At 66.9% G+C, this 17138-nt stretch carries 22 protein-coding genes and 1 riboswitch; of the genes, 7 read left to right on the plus strand and 15 right to left on the minus strand.

The features are described 5' to 3' along the window. The first annotated feature begins 35 nt into the window (after positions 1-35). Both G4G71_RS28945 and G4G71_RS28950 read left to right on the plus strand, forming a co-directional pair. Positions 36-755 (plus strand): DNA-3-methyladenine glycosylase, encoded by a 720-nt coding sequence (locus G4G71_RS28945; protein ID WP_169942221.1) that lies wholly within the window; start codon positions 36-38, stop codon positions 753-755. Continuing rightward, a complete protein-coding gene (locus tag G4G71_RS28950) occupies positions 752-2068 on the plus strand; it encodes a bifunctional DedA family/phosphatase PAP2 family protein (RefSeq protein ID WP_169942223.1) in 1317 nt (438 codons plus the stop codon). Before G4G71_RS28945 ends, G4G71_RS28950 begins: the two co-directional genes overlap by 4 nt. Positions 2069-2075: 7 nt before the next feature. Here G4G71_RS28950 and G4G71_RS28955 read toward each other — a convergent pair whose 3' ends face one another. Next, the gene (locus G4G71_RS28955) at positions 2076-2990 is read right to left on the minus strand and encodes a LysR family transcriptional regulator (RefSeq protein WP_169942225.1); all 915 of its coding nucleotides are present in this window, start codon (positions 2988-2990) and stop codon (positions 2076-2078) included. A 103-nt stretch (positions 2991-3093) separates the two neighbouring features. Here G4G71_RS28955 and G4G71_RS28960 point away from each other — a divergent pair, with 103 nt between their 5' ends. Continuing rightward, positions 3094-3381, plus strand: a complete 288-nt coding sequence (locus G4G71_RS28960) for a putative quinol monooxygenase (protein WP_169942227.1) — start codon at positions 3094-3096, stop codon at positions 3379-3381. 24 nt (positions 3382-3405) lie between these two features. Next, the gene (locus G4G71_RS28965; RefSeq protein ID WP_169942229.1) at positions 3406-4419 is read left to right on the plus strand and encodes a zinc-binding alcohol dehydrogenase family protein; all 1014 of its coding nucleotides are present in this window, start codon (positions 3406-3408) and stop codon (positions 4417-4419) included. Between the two features lie 91 nt (positions 4420-4510). On the opposite strand, the gene G4G71_RS28970 is transcribed toward G4G71_RS28965, so the two are convergent. The 13 genes from G4G71_RS28970 to nrdR all read right to left on the minus strand — a co-directional run bounded on the left by G4G71_RS28970 (position 4511) and on the right by nrdR (position 14270). Further along, complete coding sequence (locus tag G4G71_RS28970) at positions 4511-5317, minus strand: cobalamin-binding protein (RefSeq protein WP_169942231.1); 807 nt, start codon at positions 5315-5317, stop codon at positions 4511-4513. Next, positions 5317-5733 carry a hypothetical protein gene (locus tag G4G71_RS28975; RefSeq protein ID WP_024764003.1) on the minus strand — a complete coding sequence of 139 codons (417 nt, stop codon included), beginning with the start codon at positions 5731-5733 and terminating at the stop codon, positions 5317-5319. Before G4G71_RS28975 ends, G4G71_RS28970 begins: the two co-directional genes overlap by 1 nt. Then, positions 5730-6359: a GTP cyclohydrolase II gene (ribA, locus tag G4G71_RS28980; RefSeq protein WP_169942234.1), complete on the minus strand. Its 630-nt coding sequence runs from the start codon at positions 6357-6359 to the stop codon at positions 5730-5732. Before ribA ends, G4G71_RS28975 begins: the two co-directional genes overlap by 4 nt. A 121-nt stretch (positions 6360-6480) precedes the next feature. After that, positions 6481-7125 (minus strand): retropepsin-like aspartic protease family protein, encoded by a 645-nt coding sequence (locus G4G71_RS28985; RefSeq protein ID WP_169942236.1) that lies wholly within the window; start codon positions 7123-7125, stop codon positions 6481-6483. Positions 7126-7129: 4 nt separating this feature from the next. After that, on the minus strand, positions 7130-7927 hold the full coding sequence (locus G4G71_RS28990; RefSeq protein WP_169942238.1) for a substrate-binding periplasmic protein: 798 nt from the start codon (positions 7925-7927) through the stop codon (positions 7130-7132). 9 nt (positions 7928-7936) lie between these two features. Further along, on the minus strand, positions 7937-8452 hold the full coding sequence (locus G4G71_RS28995) for a phosphatidylglycerophosphatase A family protein (RefSeq protein ID WP_169942240.1): 516 nt from the start codon (positions 8450-8452) through the stop codon (positions 7937-7939). Between the two features lie 2 nt (positions 8453-8454). Beyond that, the gene (gene thiL, locus G4G71_RS29000) at positions 8455-9414 is read right to left on the minus strand and encodes a thiamine-phosphate kinase (protein ID WP_169942242.1); all 960 of its coding nucleotides are present in this window, start codon (positions 9412-9414) and stop codon (positions 8455-8457) included. 3 nt (positions 9415-9417) lie between these two features. Next, complete coding sequence (gene nusB / locus G4G71_RS29005; protein ID WP_169942244.1) at positions 9418-9897, minus strand: transcription antitermination factor NusB; 480 nt, start codon at positions 9895-9897, stop codon at positions 9418-9420. After that, positions 9894-10370 (minus strand): 6,7-dimethyl-8-ribityllumazine synthase, encoded by a 477-nt coding sequence (gene ribH, locus G4G71_RS29010; protein WP_081517125.1) that lies wholly within the window; start codon positions 10368-10370, stop codon positions 9894-9896. Before ribH ends, nusB begins: the two co-directional genes overlap by 4 nt. Before the next feature lie 97 nt (positions 10371-10467). Then, on the minus strand, positions 10468-11565 hold the full coding sequence (gene ribBA, locus G4G71_RS29015) for a bifunctional 3,4-dihydroxy-2-butanone-4-phosphate synthase/GTP cyclohydrolase II (RefSeq protein WP_169942246.1): 1098 nt from the start codon (positions 11563-11565) through the stop codon (positions 10468-10470). Positions 11566-11581: 16 nt separating this feature from the next. Next, entirely contained in the window at positions 11582-12250 is a 669-nt protein-coding gene (locus tag G4G71_RS29020; RefSeq protein WP_024764011.1) for a riboflavin synthase, read from the minus strand. A gap of 155 nt (positions 12251-12405) precedes the next feature. Further along, a riboswitch (FMN riboswitch) is annotated at positions 12406-12568 on the minus strand. Positions 12569-12690: 122 nt separating this feature from the next. Further along, positions 12691-13809, minus strand: coding sequence for a bifunctional diaminohydroxyphosphoribosylaminopyrimidine deaminase/5-amino-6-(5-phosphoribosylamino)uracil reductase RibD (ribD, locus tag G4G71_RS29025; protein ID WP_169942248.1), 1119 nt, complete (start codon positions 13807-13809; stop codon positions 12691-12693). Beyond that, positions 13806-14270, minus strand: coding sequence for a transcriptional regulator NrdR (nrdR, locus tag G4G71_RS29030; protein WP_169888447.1), 465 nt, complete (start codon positions 14268-14270; stop codon positions 13806-13808). The genes ribD and nrdR overlap by 4 nt, the downstream gene beginning before the upstream one ends. A gap of 149 nt (positions 14271-14419) precedes the next feature. Here nrdR and G4G71_RS29035 point away from each other — a divergent pair, with 149 nt between their 5' ends. From G4G71_RS29035 to trxA, 3 genes are all read left to right on the plus strand, one after another. After that, a complete protein-coding gene (locus tag G4G71_RS29035) occupies positions 14420-14875 on the plus strand; it encodes a YbaY family lipoprotein (RefSeq protein ID WP_420825965.1) in 456 nt (151 codons plus the stop codon). Beyond that, entirely contained in the window at positions 14872-15531 is a 660-nt protein-coding gene (locus G4G71_RS29040; RefSeq protein WP_169942250.1) for a class I SAM-dependent methyltransferase, read from the plus strand. Before G4G71_RS29035 ends, G4G71_RS29040 begins: the two co-directional genes overlap by 4 nt. A 177-nt stretch (positions 15532-15708) precedes the next feature. Further along, a complete protein-coding gene (trxA, locus tag G4G71_RS29045) occupies positions 15709-16578 on the plus strand; it encodes a thioredoxin (RefSeq protein WP_169942252.1) in 870 nt (289 codons plus the stop codon). Positions 16579-16701: 123 nt separating this feature from the next. Here trxA and G4G71_RS29050 read toward each other — a convergent pair whose 3' ends face one another. Next, on the minus strand, positions 16702-17055 hold the full coding sequence (locus tag G4G71_RS29050; protein ID WP_169942254.1) for a hypothetical protein: 354 nt from the start codon (positions 17053-17055) through the stop codon (positions 16702-16704). Positions 17056-17138 lie beyond the last annotated feature (83 nt).

Raw genomic sequence — 17138 nt, forward strand, 5'->3', positions numbered from 1 at the left:
CAGCCTAAGACCGGCCCGAGAACCGCGACAATCCGATGCCCGCCGAACCCAACCTAAGTTTGCCCTGGCCCGGGGCCAATCCCCTGCCGGACGCCTTCTTCAATCGCGATGCCCTGACCGTCGCCCGCGAACTGCTGGGCAAGGTGATCCGCCACCGTGTCGGCGACCTGTGGCTCTCCGCGCGGATCATCGAGACCGAGGCCTATTACCTGGCCGAGAAAGGCAGCCACGCATCGCTGGGCTACACCGAGAAGCGCAAGGCGCTGTTCCTCGATGGCGGGCACATCTACATGTATTACGCGCGCGGCGGCGACTCGCTGAACTTCAGCGCCGGCGGCGCGGGCAATGCCGTACTGATCAAGTCCGGGCACCCCTGGATGGACCGCATCTCCAGTGACGAATCACTGGCCGCCATGCGCCGGCTCAACCCCGCCGCCGATGGCAGCGAGCGCCCGCTGGGCAAGCTGTGCAACGGCCAGACACTGCTCTGCCGCGCGATGGGCCTGAAAGTGCCGGACTGGGACGCCCAGCGCTTCGACCCGCAGCGCCTGTTCGTCGACGATATCGGCGAGACACCCTCGCAAGTTATCCAGGCCGCGCGCCTGGGCATTCCCCACGGCCGCGACGAACACCTGCAGTACCGCTTCGTCGATGCCACCTTCGCGCCCTTCTGCACGCGCAACCCACTGCGCCGCGGACAGGTCGAAGGTCATGACTACCACCTGCTCGGAACCCAGGACGCCACCTTCCGATGATCGATCTCGCCGCCTTCAACACCTGGATGGCCACCCATCCGCAATGGCTCGCCCTGGTCCTGTTCCTGGTCGCCTTCCTCGAATGCGCCGCCATCATCGGCATCATCCTGCCCGGTGTGGTGATGCTCTTCGCCATTGCCGTGCTGGCCGGCAGCGGCGCCCTGGGGCTGGGGGAAACCCTGGCATTGGCGTTCTTCGGCGGCCTGCTCGGTGACCTGTCGTCCTACTGGATCGGTCGCCACTTCCACCAGGACATCCGCCGCTTGCCGGTGCTGCGCCACCATCCGGAATGGATTGCCAGCGCGGAAGGGTTCTTCCACCGCTATGGCGTGGCGAGCCTGCTGGTGGGCCGCTTCATCGGCGCGCTGCGGCCTTTCCTGCCGATGGTCGCCGGCATGCTGGACATGCCCTTCGGCCGCTTCGCCATCGTTTCCATCATCGCCGCCGCCGGCTGGTCCATCGCCTATCTGGTGCCCGGCTGGGCGACCGGTGCGGCGATGCGCCTGCCGCTGCCTGAAGGCTTCTGGCCGGAGGCCGGGGTGGTCGCCGCGTGCATCGCCGTGGTGTTCGCGCTGATCATCCATGCCGAACTGCGCAAGGAGCGTAACGCTCCGCTGATCGGCGCCGTCGGTTGCTTCGCCCTGCTGTTCGCCATGCTCATCGGCTGGCCGCACCTCGACGCCCTGGACAAAGGCCTGATGGCGCTGGTGCAGGAACACCGCCACGCGTGGCTGGACCATGTGATGGTGGCTGTCACCCGCGTTGGCGACTTCCGCACCCAGTTCATCGCCGGCGCGCTGCTGGCGGTACTGCTGGCCGCACTGCGGCTGTGGCGCCATGCCTTCTTCGCCGCCGGCACCATGGTCGGCACCGCGCTGCTCAACACCGCGCTCAAGCACCTCTTCGGCCGCGCCCGGCCCGAGGTGATCGCCGATCCGCTGTCCGCCTTCAGCATGCCCAGCGGCCACAGCTCGGCGTCCTTCGCCTTCTTCCTGGTACTCGGGGTGCTGGCCAGCCGAGAGAAATCCCCGCGGGTGCGCCTGACCTGGATGCTGCTGGCGGTGATTCCGGCGGCGAGCATTGCGCTGTCCCGCGTCTACCTGGGCGCCCACTGGCCCAGCGACATCATCGCCGGCGCCCTGCTCGGCGCGGCGGTGTGCGCCGCCAGCCTGTGGATAAGTCAGCGACGCAGCGAGCTGCCAGCCCTGGCCCCGCGCATCTGGTGGAGCCTGTTGCCGACCGCCATGGTGCTGCTGGCGGTAGCCAGCGCCTGGGGGCTGTCGTCGGCCATCCACCGTTACACGCCGCTCTGACCCGGCTTCAGGCCCAGGGGCGCTCGCGCATCAGTTCGGCGCAGCGTAGCTGGACGAACTCGCGCAACTGGGTCACGGCCCGGCTGAGCTGGGCGCGGTGGGTGCAGAACAGGTTCATCGGCGTGGCTTCGCCCAGGTAGTCCGCCAGCGCCACTTCCAGCCGGCCGGCGCGCACGTCGGCCGCGACGTCCAGCCAGGACTTGTAGACCAGCCCCTGCCCCGCCACGGCCCAGCGCCGCACCACGTCGGCGTCGTCGCAGAGGCGATCGCCGCGCACCGTCACTTCGTGCTGCTTGCGGCTGTCGCTGAAGCGCCAGCGCTCGTGAGCACGTCCGCCCAGCATGTACAGCAGGCAGTTATGTTTTTGCAGCTCGTCCGGGTGTGTTGGCTTGCCGTGGCGGGCGAAGTACTCGGGCGCGGCGCAGAGCACCCGGCGGTTGTCCGGCGCCAGCGGTAGCGCGACAAGGTTCGAGTCTCCCGGCTGCCCCAGGCGGAACGCCACGTCCACCGGCTGCCGGTAGAGATCGGCCTGGCGATCGCTGATCAGCAGGCGCAGGTTCATGCGCGGGTGCAGCGCCTGGAACTCGTCCAGCCAGGGCAGCAACACGTTGCGGCCGAAATCCGACGGCGCCGAGACCTGGAAATTGCCGGCGATCTCACTCTTGCCGCCAGCCAGCAGCTGGCGGCCATCGTCCAGGCTCTGCAACGCCGCTCGGGCGTGGGCCAGGTACAGCTCGCCCTCGGCGGTCAGGCGCAGGCTGCGGGTCGAACGGGCGAACAGGCGTACGTCCAGCTCGCTTTCCAGGCGTTTGAGCGCGGCGCTGGCCACTGCCGGCGACAGTTCCAGCTCACGGGCAGCGGCGGAGAGGCTGCCGCGCTCGGCGGTGCGAACGAATATCTGCAGGTCGTCGAAGCGCAGCATTTTCAAAAATCCTTTGAAAGAGACTCTCTACTTACGCGGTTTTTCTCTCAGACGAAAGAGAGCAGCATGCCCTCACCTTCCCCGCCCAACTGGAGATACCCGGATGAGCCTGACCCTGATCGCCATCATTCGCGCCAAGCCCGGCCGCGCCGACAGCCTGCAGGAGCGCCTGCACGGCATGCTCGCGCCGTCCCGCTCCGAGGCCGGCTGCCTGCAGTACGACCTGCACCGCGATATCAAGGACGCCGAGCTGATCTACATGATCGAGCAGTGGCGCGACGAGGATGCCCTGGCCGAGCACGAGGCCAGCCCGCACTTCCAGGCCTTCGTGAAGGCCGCCGAACCTGACCTGGCGGAACTCGATATCCGCCTGATGAACCGAATTGACTGATCATTTCAGCGAATAGGACTGACCATGAAAGCCATCGGCTACACCCAGAGCCTGCCCAGCAGCGACGCCAATTCCCTGCTCGACATCCAGCTGCCCGAGCCCACGCCCGGCCCGCGCGACCTGCTGGTGGAAGTGCGCGCCATCTCCGCCAACCCGGTGGACACCAAGGTGCGCCAGCGCGCACAGCCCGCCGAAGGCCAGTACAAGGTGCTCGGCTGGGACGCCAGCGGCGTGGTCCGCGCCGTGGGCAGCGAGGTCAGCCTGTTCAAGCCGGGCGACAAGGTCTGGTATGCCGGCGACCTGACCCGCCCCGGCAGCAATGCTGAGTTGCAACTGGTCGACGAGCGCATCGTCGGCGCCATGCCCAGGAGCCTGGACTTCGCCCACGCCGCCGCCCTGCCGCTGACCACCATTACCGCCTGGGAACTGCTGTTCGACCGTTTGCAGGTGGCCGAGGGCAGCGCCAGCAAGGGCCAGAGCCTGCTGATCGTCGGCGCGGCCGGCGGCGTTGGCTCGATCCTCACCCAACTGGCGCGCCAGCTCACCGGCATGACCGTGATCGGCACCGCCTCGCGCCCGGAAACCCAGGAATGGGTGCGCAACCTCGGCGCGCACCACGTGATCGATCACCGCAAGCCGCTGAGCGAAGAACTCAAGCGCATCGGCATCGGCGAAGTCACCCACGTGGCCAGCCTCAACCAGACCGAGCAGCACCTGCCCGAGATCGTCGCCAGCCTGCGCCCGCAAGGCCGTCTCGCGCTGATCGACGACCCGGAGAACCTCGACGTGCGCCTGCTCAAGCAGAAGAGCCTGTCGCTGCACTGGGAGTTCATGTACACCCGCTCGATGTTCCAGACCGACGACATGATCGAGCAGCACAAGCTGCTGCAGCGTGTGGCCGGGCTGATCGACAGCGGCGTGCTGAAGACCACCCTGGGCGAGCACTTCGGCAAGATCGACGCCGCCAACCTGCGCCGTGCCCACGCGCTGCTGGAGAGCAACACGGCCAAGGGCAAGATCGTGCTGGAAGGGTTCTGACCTCAGGCGCCGATGGGCGTGGACGTAGGGCGGATAACCCGTTCGGGTTTTCCGCCCTACGGCCTGCTCCTTGTCGCCGAACCCGGCCGACTCAGTCGTCGGCCTTGGCACCCGCGAGCAACCGGCAAAGCTTCTCGGTGGCATCGAGCATCGCGAAGCTCGGCTTCTCCAGATTGCGATCCGGCACTACCCAGAGCTGCTGAAGCCGTGTGGCGCTGAGCTGCTGCATGCCGGTCCAACCGCGCAACTGGTCCTCGCTGGCTGCCAGGATCACCTGCGGATCACGCGCCAGCACGGCCTCCTGCCCCACCTGCGGCGCTGGCAGGTCGAGGTCGGCGAACAGGTTGCGGCCACCGCAGACTTCCAGCGCCTCGCTGATGATCTGTCGACCACCGACGGTATAGAGCGGGCGGTCCCACACCTGGTAGAACACCCTGAGCGGCTGCTCGCGCCGGTACTGCGCACGCAACTGCGCCATGCGCGCATCGAAGGTATCGGCCAGCTCACGCCCCTTCTCGGCCCGCCCCAGACGCTCGCCCAGTTCGCGGAACTGCCGGGAGATATCTTCAAGATGATGCGGATCGGCCACGTAGAGCGGAATGCCCACGGCCTTCAGGCGCTGCAGCTGCGCCTCAGGCACCGCACCGGGCCAGACCAGCAGCAGGTCGGGCTGCAGGGCGAGAATCTGTTCGAGATTGACCTGCCCGTAGCGGCCGACGGACGGCAGGCCTTTCAATGATTGCGGACGGGGCCCGCCATCGAGCAGGCCGGCCAGCCGGTCGGCGGCGCCCAGCTCGAGGACCATGTCGGTAAGGGAAGGCGCAAGGCTGACCACCCGCTCTGCCGCCGCCACCGGCAAACCGGCGAGCAGCAGAAGCAGGCAGAGGAAACGGCGCATCAGGCCAGTTGGCGCGGCAGGCGATACAGCCAGAGGATGACCAGGCTGGCGAAGCCCAACAGCAGGACCGGCACACCATGCAGGTCGACCAGCACCGCCAGGGCGCCGATCCAGGCCGGAATGCTGCCCACCAGCGCACCACGGCGCTGCGCGGCACCCAGTGCCTGCCAGGCCGCAGGCTCGTCCGCGCCATCGCGAGCCTTGCCGGTAGCGATCAGCGCGTGCTTGTAGCGACGGAACAACGGCAGGGTGAGGAACATCGACACCAGGCCGACGACAAACACCGGCGTGGCCAGCTTGTCCGAGAACGGCGCATCGCCCACCAGCGCCAGCATCAGGTGCTGCGGTGCCAGCGCGAGCGCCAGCAGCAGCCACCAGATCAGATTCAGCCGGCGCCGGGCAGCGGCGCGGTTCACGAAGCGGACGCCTCGGCCTCGGCTTCGCCCTGATGCATGTTGCCCAGCATGTGCCCGAGCTTGCCCGCCTTGGTCTGCAGGTAGCGCTTGTTATGCGGGTTCAGGCCCTTGTGCAGCGGCACCCGCTCGGCGACGGTAAGGCCGTAGCCTTCCAGCGCCTTGACCTTGCGCGGATTGTTGGTCATCAGCTTCAGCGAGCAGACGCCCAGGTGCTGCAGCATCGGCAGGCACATGGCGTAGTCGCGCTGGTCGGCGCCGAAGCCCAGGGCCAGGTTGGCCTCCACTGTATCGGCACCTTCATCCTGCAAGGCATAGGCGCGAATCTTGTTGATCAGGCCGATGCCACGGCCTTCCTGACGCAGGTACAGCAGGACGCCACGGCCTTCCTTGGCGATGGCCGACAGTGCGCCCTCGAGCTGGAAACCGCAGTCGCAGCGCAGGCTGAACAGCGCATCGCCGGTGAGGCATTCGGAATGCAGACGCCCCAGCACCGGCTGGCCGTCATCGAGCTTGCCCATGGTCAGGGCGACGTGTTCCTTGCCGGTTTCCTCGTCGAGGAAGCCATGCATGGTGAATTCGCCGAAGGGGGTGGGCAGCTTGGAGGCGGCGACGAAAACGACAGACACCGGAAACTCCTGAAAGATTTATCTAAGGAAGGAGGACCGGCATTGTAGCAGCAGCGCCGGCCGCACCGTCATCGCGAATTCTGCAAGATAAGCATCGATGCGGTTGATAGAAGCCCCGCCGTCAGTGCTTGGCCTGGATGTACATCATGCCCTGTTCCTCCCGCCAGCCGACGCGGTTGAGGAAGCTCATGCCCAGGAGAATCTCGGTGGGGTAATCGCCTTCGACCACCGCGGCCTCGACGCCCAGCAACTCGATACCGCCAAGCTTCACGCTGTTGAGCATCACCCGCCAGCTCCTGACGGTGCCGCTGGCCGTGGAGACCATCATCGGCGTACCGCTGGCGCGGTAATCGATCCCCAGGCGCCGGGCCTCGCCTTCGTTCATGGCGATAGAGGTGGCGCCGGTATCCACCAGGAACTGCGCGTTCTGGTTGTTGATGGTGCCCGCCACCCAATAGTGGCCACCGGTGCCGCGGGCGATGCTCATCTCGGTGCGGGCGGAGGGCGCGGCATAGCCGCCGCTGTTGTACTCGCGGCTCAGCTCATAGGTCTGCTCGACGCCGCCGATGCGCAGTACCGCCTTGTGACTGTCGGCGCTGACCACCTGTATGCCTTCCGTGCCGGTCTGGCCGACTTTCACCAGCTTGCGCTGGCCGTCGATATTGAGCACCGCGGCACCGGGGAACAGACCGACCACCTGCACCTGCGGGGCTGCCACGGCAGCGATGGAACACAGGGACAGGCAGATCAGGGCGGACAGGCGCATTCGATCACTCCTTGGGCGGCAGCAGTGGTTTCAGCGGGGCGTAGGGCCAGTGCCAGCGAGCAAAGATGCGCTCCAGCTCGCCGCTGCGGTAGAGCGCCTGCATGCGCGAATCGTAGAGTTTCGCCAGCGCCCGCCCACGGTCGTTGTTGGCGAAGCCAAGATACAGCGGAATCGAGCCGACATCGGTGATGTGGTAGACGCTGGCGTCGACCCCCTTGGCCTCGATCATCTCTTCCAGCTCGGGGCGGGCGTCGATGAAGTAGTCGATGCGGTGGCCATCGAGCATCGGCAGCGCCGAGCTGCGTCGCTGCAGCTCGTTGCGCTGCTTCAGGTGATCCAGGTAGCGGTCGAAGGCGTAGCCGCGCATCCAGGCCAGGCGGTAGCTGTCGAGCGCGGCCAGGGTCGGCCTGGGGGAAGTGTTCAGGCCCAGCGCACCAATGGGGTCGACGTCGTAAGGCCAGTGCGGATAGATGATGTTGTCGATTTCGTTGCGGTAGGAGCCGACCCAGGCATCCGCCTCGGCGCGCTGCACCAGCCCGACCGAGCGTACGTAGGGCTCGCTGCGCAGTTTCAGGCGTACGCCTTCGGGCTCGTAGATGGCCCGCAACAGGTCCCAGGCCAGGCCACGGCCGTCGGCCTGGGTGTAGTTGACCCAGACCTCGCTGGCCACCTGGATTTCCCCGGGCACACCAGCAAGCGCTCGGGCAGTCTTGTCAGCAGCCGCGGCCGGGGGCACGGCCATCGACAGGAGCGCTACCGGCAGCCAGCACAGGCAGAGGAGCAGGCACAGCAGTCGGCGCATCGAGCGTCCTCAGATCAGCCAGTGGGCCCAACCCCATGTCAGGCCTTGCATCACCAGCCAGGCGAATACCCCGGCCAGTACATCGTCCAGCATGATGCCCACGCCACCGTGGACGTTGCGGTCCACCCAGCTGATCGGCCAGGGCTTGGCGATGTCGATGATGCGGAACACCACGAAGCCGACCAGCAGCCACCACCAGCCTTCCGGCACCAGCCAGAGGGTGATCCACATGCCGACCATCTCGTCCCAGACGATGCCTTCGTGATCGTGCACGCGCAGATCGTCGGCAACCTTGCCGCACAGCCAGAAGCCGAACAGCATGGTGACGCCCAGCATCAGCCAGTAACCCCAGTCCGGCAGCATCTGCCAGAGTGGTATGAAGGGTAGCGCAACCAGCGAACCCCAGGTGCCCGGCGCTTTGGGCAGGGTGCCCGAGCCGAAGCCGAAGGCCAGGAAGTGCCAGGGATTGCTCCATACCGAATGGGGTACGGGTTGGGCCGGGGCCTGGTTGGGGTGTTCTGTCACGGTCACTCCATGAAATGCAGGTAGCCGCCCTGACGCGGCGTGATGTCGGCACCGTTGCCGTCGAGCACGCGCACGCCCGAACCGGCCTCCACCCTACCGACCACACACAGGGCCGGCCAGTTCGCCGCCAGTGCCGGCAGGTACTCAGGCGGCAGCGTGAAGGCCAGGACATAGTCGTCGCCCGCGCCCAGTTTCAGCTGCAACGCCCGCTCTGCGCCCAGCAGGGCTTCCAGTGCCGGACTTGCAGGCAGCTTGTCGGCCTCGACAACCAATGCCACAGCCGAGGCGCGAGCGATATGCCCGCAGTCGGCCAGCAGCCCATCGGAAATATCCAGCGCCGCGCTCGCCTTGCCGCGCAACGCCTGGCCAAAGTCCAGCTGCGGTTGCGGCGACCAGTAGCGCGCCAGCAGCGGCTCGGCGATGGCCGGCTCGGCGGTCATCTCGCCCAGTACCAGCGGCAACGCCCCGCCCGCCTCGCCCAGCGGCCCACCGACACAGAGCAGGTCGCCCGGCCGCGCACCGGCGCGAGTCAGCGCCTGCCCGGCGGGCACGCCGCCGAATACGGTGACAGTCATCGCCAACGGGCCACGGGTGGTATCACCGCCGATCAACGCCAAGCCACACTCCTGCGCCTTCTGGTTCAACCCACGGGCAAAACCTTCCAGCCAGGCCGGGTCGGCCTCGGGCAGGGTCAGGGCAAGGGTGAAGCCGATGGGCGATGCGCCCATGGCTGCCAGGTCGCTGGCAGAGACCGCCAGGGCGCGCTGGCCGAGCAGGAAGGGATCGCAGACGGTAGGAAAATGCACACCGACGACGAGCGTGTCGGTGGAAATCGCCAGCTGTTCGCCAGCCCTGGGAGCGAGGAGCGCGCAGTCGTCGCCGATCCCCAATGCCACTGCCTCGCCGCCGGCCGCACAGGCGGCCGAGGCGAAGTAGCGACGGATCAGCTCGAACTCACCCATGCCTCAGCGCTTGGCGCCACGCAGTTCGGCGGCGCGCAGGCGCGGAGCGAGCTTGTCCAGCACGCCGTTGACGAACTTGTGTCCGTCAGTGGCGCCGAAGGTCTTGGCCAGCTCGATGCCTTCGTTGATGACGACCTTGTACGGCACGTCCAGGCGGTTGCGCAGCTCGTAGGTGGCCAGGCGCAGGATGGCCAGCTCCACCGGGTCAACCTCTTCCAGGGCGCGATCCAGGCAGGGAATGAATTCCTGGTCCAGATCGGTCTTCAGGCGCGGTACGCCGTGCAGGATCTCGTGGAAGTAGGCGCCGTCGACATCGCTGAAATCGTTGTCGGTACGGAAGGTCGCCTCGATCTCGTTGAGCGGCTGGCCAGCCATCTGCCACGAATACAGGGCCTGCACCGCGAGGCTGCGGGCCTTGCGACGCATGGCGATCTTGTTCGGCTTGGCGGGCTTTGCCGGGGTGTTGCCGTCCTGGGTGCTCACTTGGCCTCCAGCTGCGACAGCAGGCTCACCATTTCCAAGGCGGACAGGGCTGCCTCGGCGCCTTTGTTGCCGGCCTTGGTGCCGGAGCGCTCGATGGCTTGTTCGATGGAGTCGACGGTCAGCACGCCGAAGGCAACCGGCACGCCGAACTGCAGGGAAACCTGCGCCAGACCTTTGGTGCACTCGCCAGCTACGTATTCGAAGTGCGGGGTGCCACCACGGATCACCGCACCGAGGGCGATGATGGCGTCGAACTCACCGCGCTGGGCGACTTTCTGCGCCACCAGCGGAATCTCGAAGGCGCCCGGAGCGCGGATCACGGTGATTTCGCTCTGGGCGACGCCGTGGCGCACCAGCGCGTCGATGGCGCCTTCCACCAGGCTTTCCACCACGAAGCTGTTGAAGCGGCCAACCACCAGGGCAAAGCGGCCTTTGGGGGCGATGAAGGTACCTTCGATGGTCTTCAGGGTCATGGGCAAGTCTCACTGTTAAAGAGCCGGAGCGTCAGCGTGACGCTCCGCAAATAGGGTAGAAGAACGGCACCGCCGTGCCAGGGCACGGCGGCTAGGTTCATTCAGCGGGCAGGTATTCTACTACTTCGAGGTCGAAACCGGATATCGCATTGAAGCGCATCGGTGCCGACATCAGGCGCATCTTGCGCACACCCAGGTCACGCAGGATCTGCGAACCGGCACCCACGGTGCTGTAGGTGGTGGTCGGTTTCTGCGCCGGCGCCGGGGTATTGGTGATCTCGCGGACGTGCGCCAGCAGGTCGTCGCCGCCGACCTGATGGCCCAGCAACAGGACCACGCCGGTGCCGGCCTCGGCTACCTTGGCCATGGCCGCACGCAGGCTCCAGCGACCCGCCTGGTTGACCATCAGCAGGTCGCGCAGCGGGTCGGGGTTGTGCACGCGCACCAGGGTCGGCTCTTCAGCGCAGATGTTGCCCAAGGTCAGCGCCAGGTGCACGTCACCTTCCACGGAATCGCGGTAGGTGATCAGCTTGAACTGGCCCAGTTCGGTATCCAGCGGCTGCTCGGCGAGGCGCTCGACGGTGCGCTCGTGGATCAGGCGGTAGTGGATCAGGTCGGCGATGGTGCCGATCTTGATGTTGTGCTGCTTGGCGAACTCTTCCAGCTCCGGGCGACGGGCCATGGTGCCATCGTCGTTCATGATCTCGCAGATCACCCCGGACGGTTCGAAACCAGCCATGCGCGCCAGGTCGCAGGCAGCTTCGGTGTGGCCGGCGCGGGCCAGCACGCCACCGGGCTGGGACATCAGCGGGAAGATGTGGCCGGGGCTGACGATATCGGCAGCGACGGCGTTCTTCGCCGCGGCGGCCTGCACGGTGCGGGCGCGGTCAGCGGCGGAGATGCCGGTGGTGACGCCTTCGGCGGCCTCGATGGAGACGGTGAACTTGGTGCCGAAGCCGGAACCGTTGCGCTGCACCATCAGCGGGATACCCAGGCGCTCGCAGCGCTCGCGGGTCATCGGCATGCAGATCAGGCCACGGGCGAAGCGGGCCATGAAGTTGATGTCTTCGGTGCGGACACACTCGGAGGCGATGATCAGGTCGCCTTCGTTCTCGCGGTCCTCGTCATCCATGAGGATGACCATCTTGCCCTGACGCATGTCGTCGAGCAGTTCTTCAATGCTGTTGAGTGCCATACGGGGACGAGCCTTTTCAGTGTTTCAGGAAGCCGTTGTCGGCCAGGAATGCTTCGGTGATGCCGCCGGCGCCGGCGCTGGGTTCAGCCGCCTTGTCGCCGAGCAGCAGGCGCTCCAGGTAACGCGCCAGCAGGTCCACTTCAAGGTTGACCAGGCGGCCACCGCGGTAGTCGGCCATGATCGTCTCCTGCACGGTATGCGGGACGATGGTCAGCTCGAATTCGGCGCCGTTGACCGCGTTCACCGTCAGGCTGGTGCCATCCACGGTGATCGAGCCCTTGAGCGCGATGTACTTGGCCAGCTCGCGCGGTGCGCGCACGGTGAACTGGATAGCGCGGGCGTTTTCCTCGCGCTTTACGATCTCGCCGACACCGTCGACGTGGCCGCTGACCAGGTGGCCGCCCAGGCGGGTGGTCGGGGTCAGAGCTTTTTCCAGGTTCACTCGGCTGCCGATCTTGAGCTGCGCGAAGGCCGTGCGCGCCAGGGTCTCGCGGCTGACGTCGGCCCAGAAGCCGTCGCCGGGCAGCTCGACCGCAGTCAGGCAGATGCCGTTGACCGCGATGCTGTCGCCCAGCTTGACGTCGCCGAGGTCGAGCTTGCCGGTCTTCACGTAGAGGCGCACGTCACCGCCTTTCGGGGTGATGGATGCGATGGTTCCGATGGATTCGATTATGCCGGTGAACATGTAGCCTCCCACACGGCGAAGGCAGCCGGCCGACAGGCCCGCGAAGCCAACAGGGAAAGGTATTGCATGAGGCGAACTCCTGTTTTTCGTTAGAAAACAGGGCGTATCGGATCGAAGGGACTTCTCGGACGCGCGCAGGCACGCCCCGATGGCTATCCCGTTCTCTCTTCATCCGGACTATGACCGTCGGCCCCGGAATCACACCGGGTCTGCTGACCCTGGCCATCCGGCGAACCGGTCTGGACAGGCGCTCGCGGGCTAGACACATTGCGCGTCATTACCGCCGGTGGGGACTTGCACCCCGCCCTGAGAACGTCAATCGCGGTCGTTACAGCGTCGACCGCGTGTGGCGTTTTACCACAGGTGAGCCTGAGTCGGAAGTTTCCGCTTGCCGCCCTCCCATCCTCGCGGGCACAGCGGCAAGCCGGTGAAGGGCAGAATCAGACGGGTCTGGCGGTGACCAACCAGTCGTCTCCCACCGCACGGATGTCGACGATCTTCAGCTCGCGGGATTCGCTCATGCGCTCCAGCGGCAACTCCAGCAGCGGCCGCGCGGAGGAGCCGAGCAGCTTGGGCGCCACGAAGATGCTGTATTCGTCCACCAGCCCGAGGCGAGCGAAGGCGCCGGCCAGGCGCGGACCGGCTTCCACCAGCACTTCGTTGACCCCACGGCGGCCGAGCTCGGCCAGCAGTGCCATCAGGTCGACCTGGCCGTCGAGGCCGGCGAGATTCAGCAATTCATGGCCGACCACGGCGTAGTTCGGGTCGTCCTGTGTGCTCACCACCAGCGCCGGGCCGGCCTGGAAGAAGGTGGCGGTCAGCGGCACGCGCAGGCGGCCGTCGATCAGCACACGCAGCGGCTGGCGCTGGGCGGCCAGTTCGGTCTGTTCGGCGTCCAGGCCCAGCTCGTCCGGGCGTACGGTCAGGCGGGCGTCATCGGTCAGCACGGTATCGGCGCCGGAGAGCACCACGCTGGATTGCGCGCGCAGGCGCTGCACGGCGCGGCGCGCGGCCGGGCCGGTGATCCACTGGCTCTCGCCGCTGGCCATGGCGGTGCGGCCGTCCAGGCTCATCGCCAGCTTCACGCGGACGAAGGGCAGGCCGGTCTCCATGCGCTTGAGGAAGCCCTGGTTGAGGGCGCGGGCTTCGTTTTCCAGCACGCCGGAGCGCACCTCGATACCGGCTTCGGCAATGCGCCGCATGCCGCTGCCCGCGACCTGCGGGTTCGGGTCCTGCATGGCCGCGACCACGCGGGCGAGGCCGGCGCCGATCAAGGCGTCGGCGCAAGGGGGCGTGCGACCGAAGTGGCTGCAGGGTTCCAGGGTGACATAGGCGGTGGCGCCGCGAGCCTTGTCGCCGGCCTGGCGCAGGGCGTGGACTTCCGCATGGGGCTCGCCGGCGCGCAAGTGCCAGCCTTCGCCGACGACTTCGCCGTCGCGGACGATGACGCAGCCGACGCGAGGGTTGGGATGGGTCGTGTACCAGCCCTTGCGGGCCAACTCGATGGCGTGGGCCATCCAGGCCTCATCCGGGCAGTTCACGGAATCGACGCCGCTCATTCTTTCGCCGGCTCCCGGGCCAGGCGCTCGATTTCCTCGCGGAACTCGTTGAGGTCCTGGAAGCGGCGGTACACCGAGGCGAAGCGGATGTAGGCGACTTCATCGAGCTTCTGCAACTCGGCCATCACCAACTCACCCAGCACGCGAGACTTGATCTCGCGCTCGCCAGTGGCGCGCAGCTTGTGCTTGATGTGCGCCATCGCCTCCTCCAGCCGCTCGATGCTCACCGGGCGCTTCTCCAGCGCGCGCTGCATGCCGGCGCGCAGCTTGTCCTCGTCGAAGGGCTGGCGGCTGCCGTCCTGCTTGATCAGGCGCGGCATGACCAGTTCGGCGGTCTCGAAGGTGGTGAAACGCTCGCCGCAGGCCAGGCACTCGCGGCGCCGGCGGACCTGGTCGCCCTCGGCGACCAGGCGCGAATCGATGACTTTGGTGTCGTGGGCGCCGCAGAAAGGACAATGCATGGCGAGTCTTGGGCAGTCTTGTCGGAGGAATAGGTAAGGGCCTCATGGTAGCGCATCGTCTGGCCGAAGAAACCCTGCTCCCCGCAGACAAGCCGCAAGCATTACGCTATATAAGCGCCCGCCTGGAATCTGCTGCGATGGAGCCCGCCATGTATACCCGCCTGCTCTGCTTGTCCCTTACCGTTCTGCTGGCCGCCTGCGCCAGCGAGAAACCCGTGCCCGCCGCCGCGCCGGCGCCCGCACCGAAAAACTCGGCGCCTGCCGCACTGGAACCGGTGCCGGCGCACATGCGCGCCCTCTCCGGCCAGCTCAGCAGCGCCCAGGGCTACCTGCCGGCGGGCAGCGAAGTGGAAGTGGCGCTGCTGGTGATCGACGAGCGCGACCGTCCGCAACAACTGCTTTCCAGCGAGAAGCTCATCGCCAACGGCCAGGCGCTGCCCTTCCGGCTGATCTTCAACCCGCAGTCCTTCCCGGCCAATGCCCGCGTCGAACTGCACGGCCGCGTCTCGCAGTCCGGTCAATTGGCCTGGCGCCTGCCGCCGGTGCGCATCACTCAGCCGGAAACCCGCGCCCTCGGCGTGCTGCGCCTGGAGCGCGCACCGTGACGCCACCGCTTTCCCTGCACAAAGCCCTGGGCGAACTGCTCGGCGACGCGCGCCTGTCCGCCGAATGCCTGCCCGGCACCGACATCCGCCTCTGGCTGATCGACGCGCAGAACATGGACCGCGAGTTCAGCCCCGACGAGACCCGGCGCATCCTCGAAGAGCCACCCTACTGGTGCTTCTGCTGGGCCAGCGGGCTGGTGCTGGCCCACTGGCTGGCGGAAAAACCTGAATGGGTGCGCGGCAAACGTGTGCTGGATTTCGGTGCGGGCTCCGGCATTGCCGCCATCGCCGCGGCCAAGGCCGGTGCCGCCGAGGTGGTCGCCTGCGACCTCGACCCGCTGGCGCTGGACGCCTGCCGTGCCAACGCCGAGCTGAACGGTGTGGAGCTGATCTACTCGGCGGACTTCTTCCAGGAAGAGGACCGCTTTGATCTGATCATCGTCGCCGACGTGCTCTACGACCGCGCCAACCTGCCGCTGCTGGACGAGTTCCTCAGCCGCGGCCGCGAGGCCCTGGTGGCTGACTCGCGGGTCCGCGACTTCAGCCATCCGCTGTACCAGCGCCTGGGGATTCTCGATGGCTGCACCTGGCCGGACCTGGCCGAACCGGCCGAATTCCGCCACGTGAGCCTCTACCACGCTCGACGGAAGGCGTAGCTTTTCTGTAGGAGCGAGCTTGCTCGCGAACCATGAAACTACGCCGATTGATCTGGCATGCGCGGATGGTTGTTCGCGAGCAAGCTCGCTCCTACAGGTCACCGGTTGTTTCCGTGGAAGGGCGCCCCCACTTATAGTGACAACCACCTTCATCGCCCCACTCGCCCGAGATTTCCCATGAGCGATACGCCCTACATCTTCGACGCCAGCATCGCCAACTTCGATCAGGTCGTCATCGAGAACTCCTTCCACAAGCCGGTGCTGGTCGACTTCTGGGCCGACTGGTGCGCCCCGTGCAAGGCACTGATGCCGCTGCTGGCGCAGATCACCGAGTCGTACCAGGGCGAGCTGCTGCTGGCCAAGGTCAACTGCGACGTCGAGCAGGACATCGTGATGCGTTTCGGCATCCGCAGCCTGCCCACCGTGGTGCTGTTCAAGGACGGCCAGCCGGTGGACGGCTTCGCCGGTGCGCAGCCCGAATCGGCGATCCGCCAGATGCTGGAGCAGCACGTCCAGCCGCCCGCCCCGGCCGCCGGCAACCCGCTGGAGCTGGCACAGGCTGCCTTCAACGAAGGCCGTTTCGCCGAGGCCGAAGCGCAGCTCAAAGTCCTGCTGGGCGAAGACAACACCAACGCCGCGGCGCTGATCCTCTACGCCCGCTGCCTCGCCGAGCGCGGCGAACTGGGTGAGGCCGAGACCGTGCTCGACGCGGTGAAGAGCGACGACCACAAGCAGGCGCTGGCCGCCGCCAAGGCTCAGCTGACCTTCCTGCGCCAGGCTGCCGACCTGCCCGATGCCGCCACCCTGAAGACGCGCCTGGCCGCCGACGCCAACGACGACGAAGCCACCTACCAGTTGGCTGTGCAGCAACTGGCGCGCCAGCAGTACGAGGCGGCGCTGGACGCCCTGCTCAAGCTCTTCGTGCGCAACCGCAGCTACGGCGAGGACCTGCCGCGCAAGACGCTGGTCCAGGTGTTCGACCTGCTGGGCAACGACCACCCGCTGGTGATCGCCTACCGCCGCAAATTGGCGAACCTGATGTACTGACGAAAAGGGCGCCGCGAGGCGCCCTTTCTTTCTGTAGGAGCGAGGGGGACGCCTAGTTCTTGCTCGCGAACCGAACCTGCTGCGAGGCTGTTCGCGAGCAAGCTCGCTCCTACAGATATCCTGCTACTCCTCGACCCAGTTGAAGACCTGCACGCCATCGCGCACCTCGATCTTCACCTGCGGGCTGTGCCGCAGGCGCACCAGCAATCCCTTCGCCGCTCCCGTGCTGCCCGCCAGCGCTTCCAGTTCACCCATCAGCTCCGGCCCTTCCGTGCTGCCGCTGCGGCGCAGCAGGTCCTGCGCGGCCAGCCACAGCTTGTCCGCCGGGCCGGCAGCCGCTGGCTGAGCGGCAACCGTCGCGGACGGCACAACGGCCGCCACCGGCAGGTTCTGCGCCAGTCGGGCCCAGTCGGCGTCGTCCATCTCCACAGTCAGGTCCACCGGCCAGTCGCCGATGGTGCCCTTGATTCTCAGCATCACCCTTCTCCTAACGCTGTTTCGCGCATGCTCCCACGGCATCGGCTCCACGCCAAACGCACGCTAAGCTGGCCTTAATTTTT

This window comes from Pseudomonas multiresinivorans (assembly GCF_012971725.1).
Lineage (GTDB): Bacteria > Pseudomonadota > Gammaproteobacteria > Pseudomonadales > Pseudomonadaceae > Pseudomonas > Pseudomonas multiresinivorans.

Coding starts and splice junctions, on each gene's coding strand:
- G4G71_RS28990 (WP_169942238.1), bottom strand. CDS start 7,927: ATGCGCCGACTGCTGTGCCTGCTCCTCTGCCTGTGCTGGCTGCCGGTA.
- ribD (WP_169942248.1), bottom strand. CDS start 13,809: ATGAGCGGCGTCGATTCCGTGAACTGCCCGGATGAGGCCTGGATGGCC.
- G4G71_RS29050 (WP_169942254.1), bottom strand. CDS start 17,055: ATGCTGAGAATCAAGGGCACCATCGGCGACTGGCCGGTGGACCTGACT.
- G4G71_RS28965 (WP_169942229.1), top strand. CDS start 3,406: ATGAAAGCCATCGGCTACACCCAGAGCCTGCCCAGCAGCGACGCCAAT.
- G4G71_RS28985 (WP_169942236.1), bottom strand. CDS start 7,125: ATGCGCCTGTCCGCCCTGATCTGCCTGTCCCTGTGTTCCATCGCTGCC.
- ribH (WP_081517125.1), bottom strand. CDS start 10,370: ATGACCCTGAAGACCATCGAAGGTACCTTCATCGCCCCCAAAGGCCGC.
- thiL (WP_169942242.1), bottom strand. CDS start 9,414: ATGGGTGAGTTCGAGCTGATCCGTCGCTACTTCGCCTCGGCCGCCTGT.
- G4G71_RS28945 (WP_169942221.1), top strand. CDS start 36: ATGCCCGCCGAACCCAACCTAAGTTTGCCCTGGCCCGGGGCCAATCCC.
- G4G71_RS28950 (WP_169942223.1), top strand. CDS start 752: ATGATCGATCTCGCCGCCTTCAACACCTGGATGGCCACCCATCCGCAA.
- G4G71_RS28955 (WP_169942225.1), bottom strand. CDS start 2,990: ATGCTGCGCTTCGACGACCTGCAGATATTCGTTCGCACCGCCGAGCGC.
- trxA (WP_169942252.1), top strand. CDS start 15,709: ATGAGCGATACGCCCTACATCTTCGACGCCAGCATCGCCAACTTCGAT.
- G4G71_RS29035 (WP_420825965.1), top strand. CDS start 14,420: ATGTATACCCGCCTGCTCTGCTTGTCCCTTACCGTTCTGCTGGCCGCC.
- ribBA (WP_169942246.1), bottom strand. CDS start 11,565: ATGGCACTCAACAGCATTGAAGAACTGCTCGACGACATGCGTCAGGGC.
- G4G71_RS29020 (WP_024764011.1), bottom strand. CDS start 12,250: ATGTTCACCGGCATAATCGAATCCATCGGAACCATCGCATCCATCACC.
- G4G71_RS28960 (WP_169942227.1), top strand. CDS start 3,094: ATGAGCCTGACCCTGATCGCCATCATTCGCGCCAAGCCCGGCCGCGCC.
- nrdR (WP_169888447.1), bottom strand. CDS start 14,270: ATGCATTGTCCTTTCTGCGGCGCCCACGACACCAAAGTCATCGATTCG.
- G4G71_RS28970 (WP_169942231.1), bottom strand. CDS start 5,317: ATGCGCCGTTTCCTCTGCCTGCTTCTGCTGCTCGCCGGTTTGCCGGTG.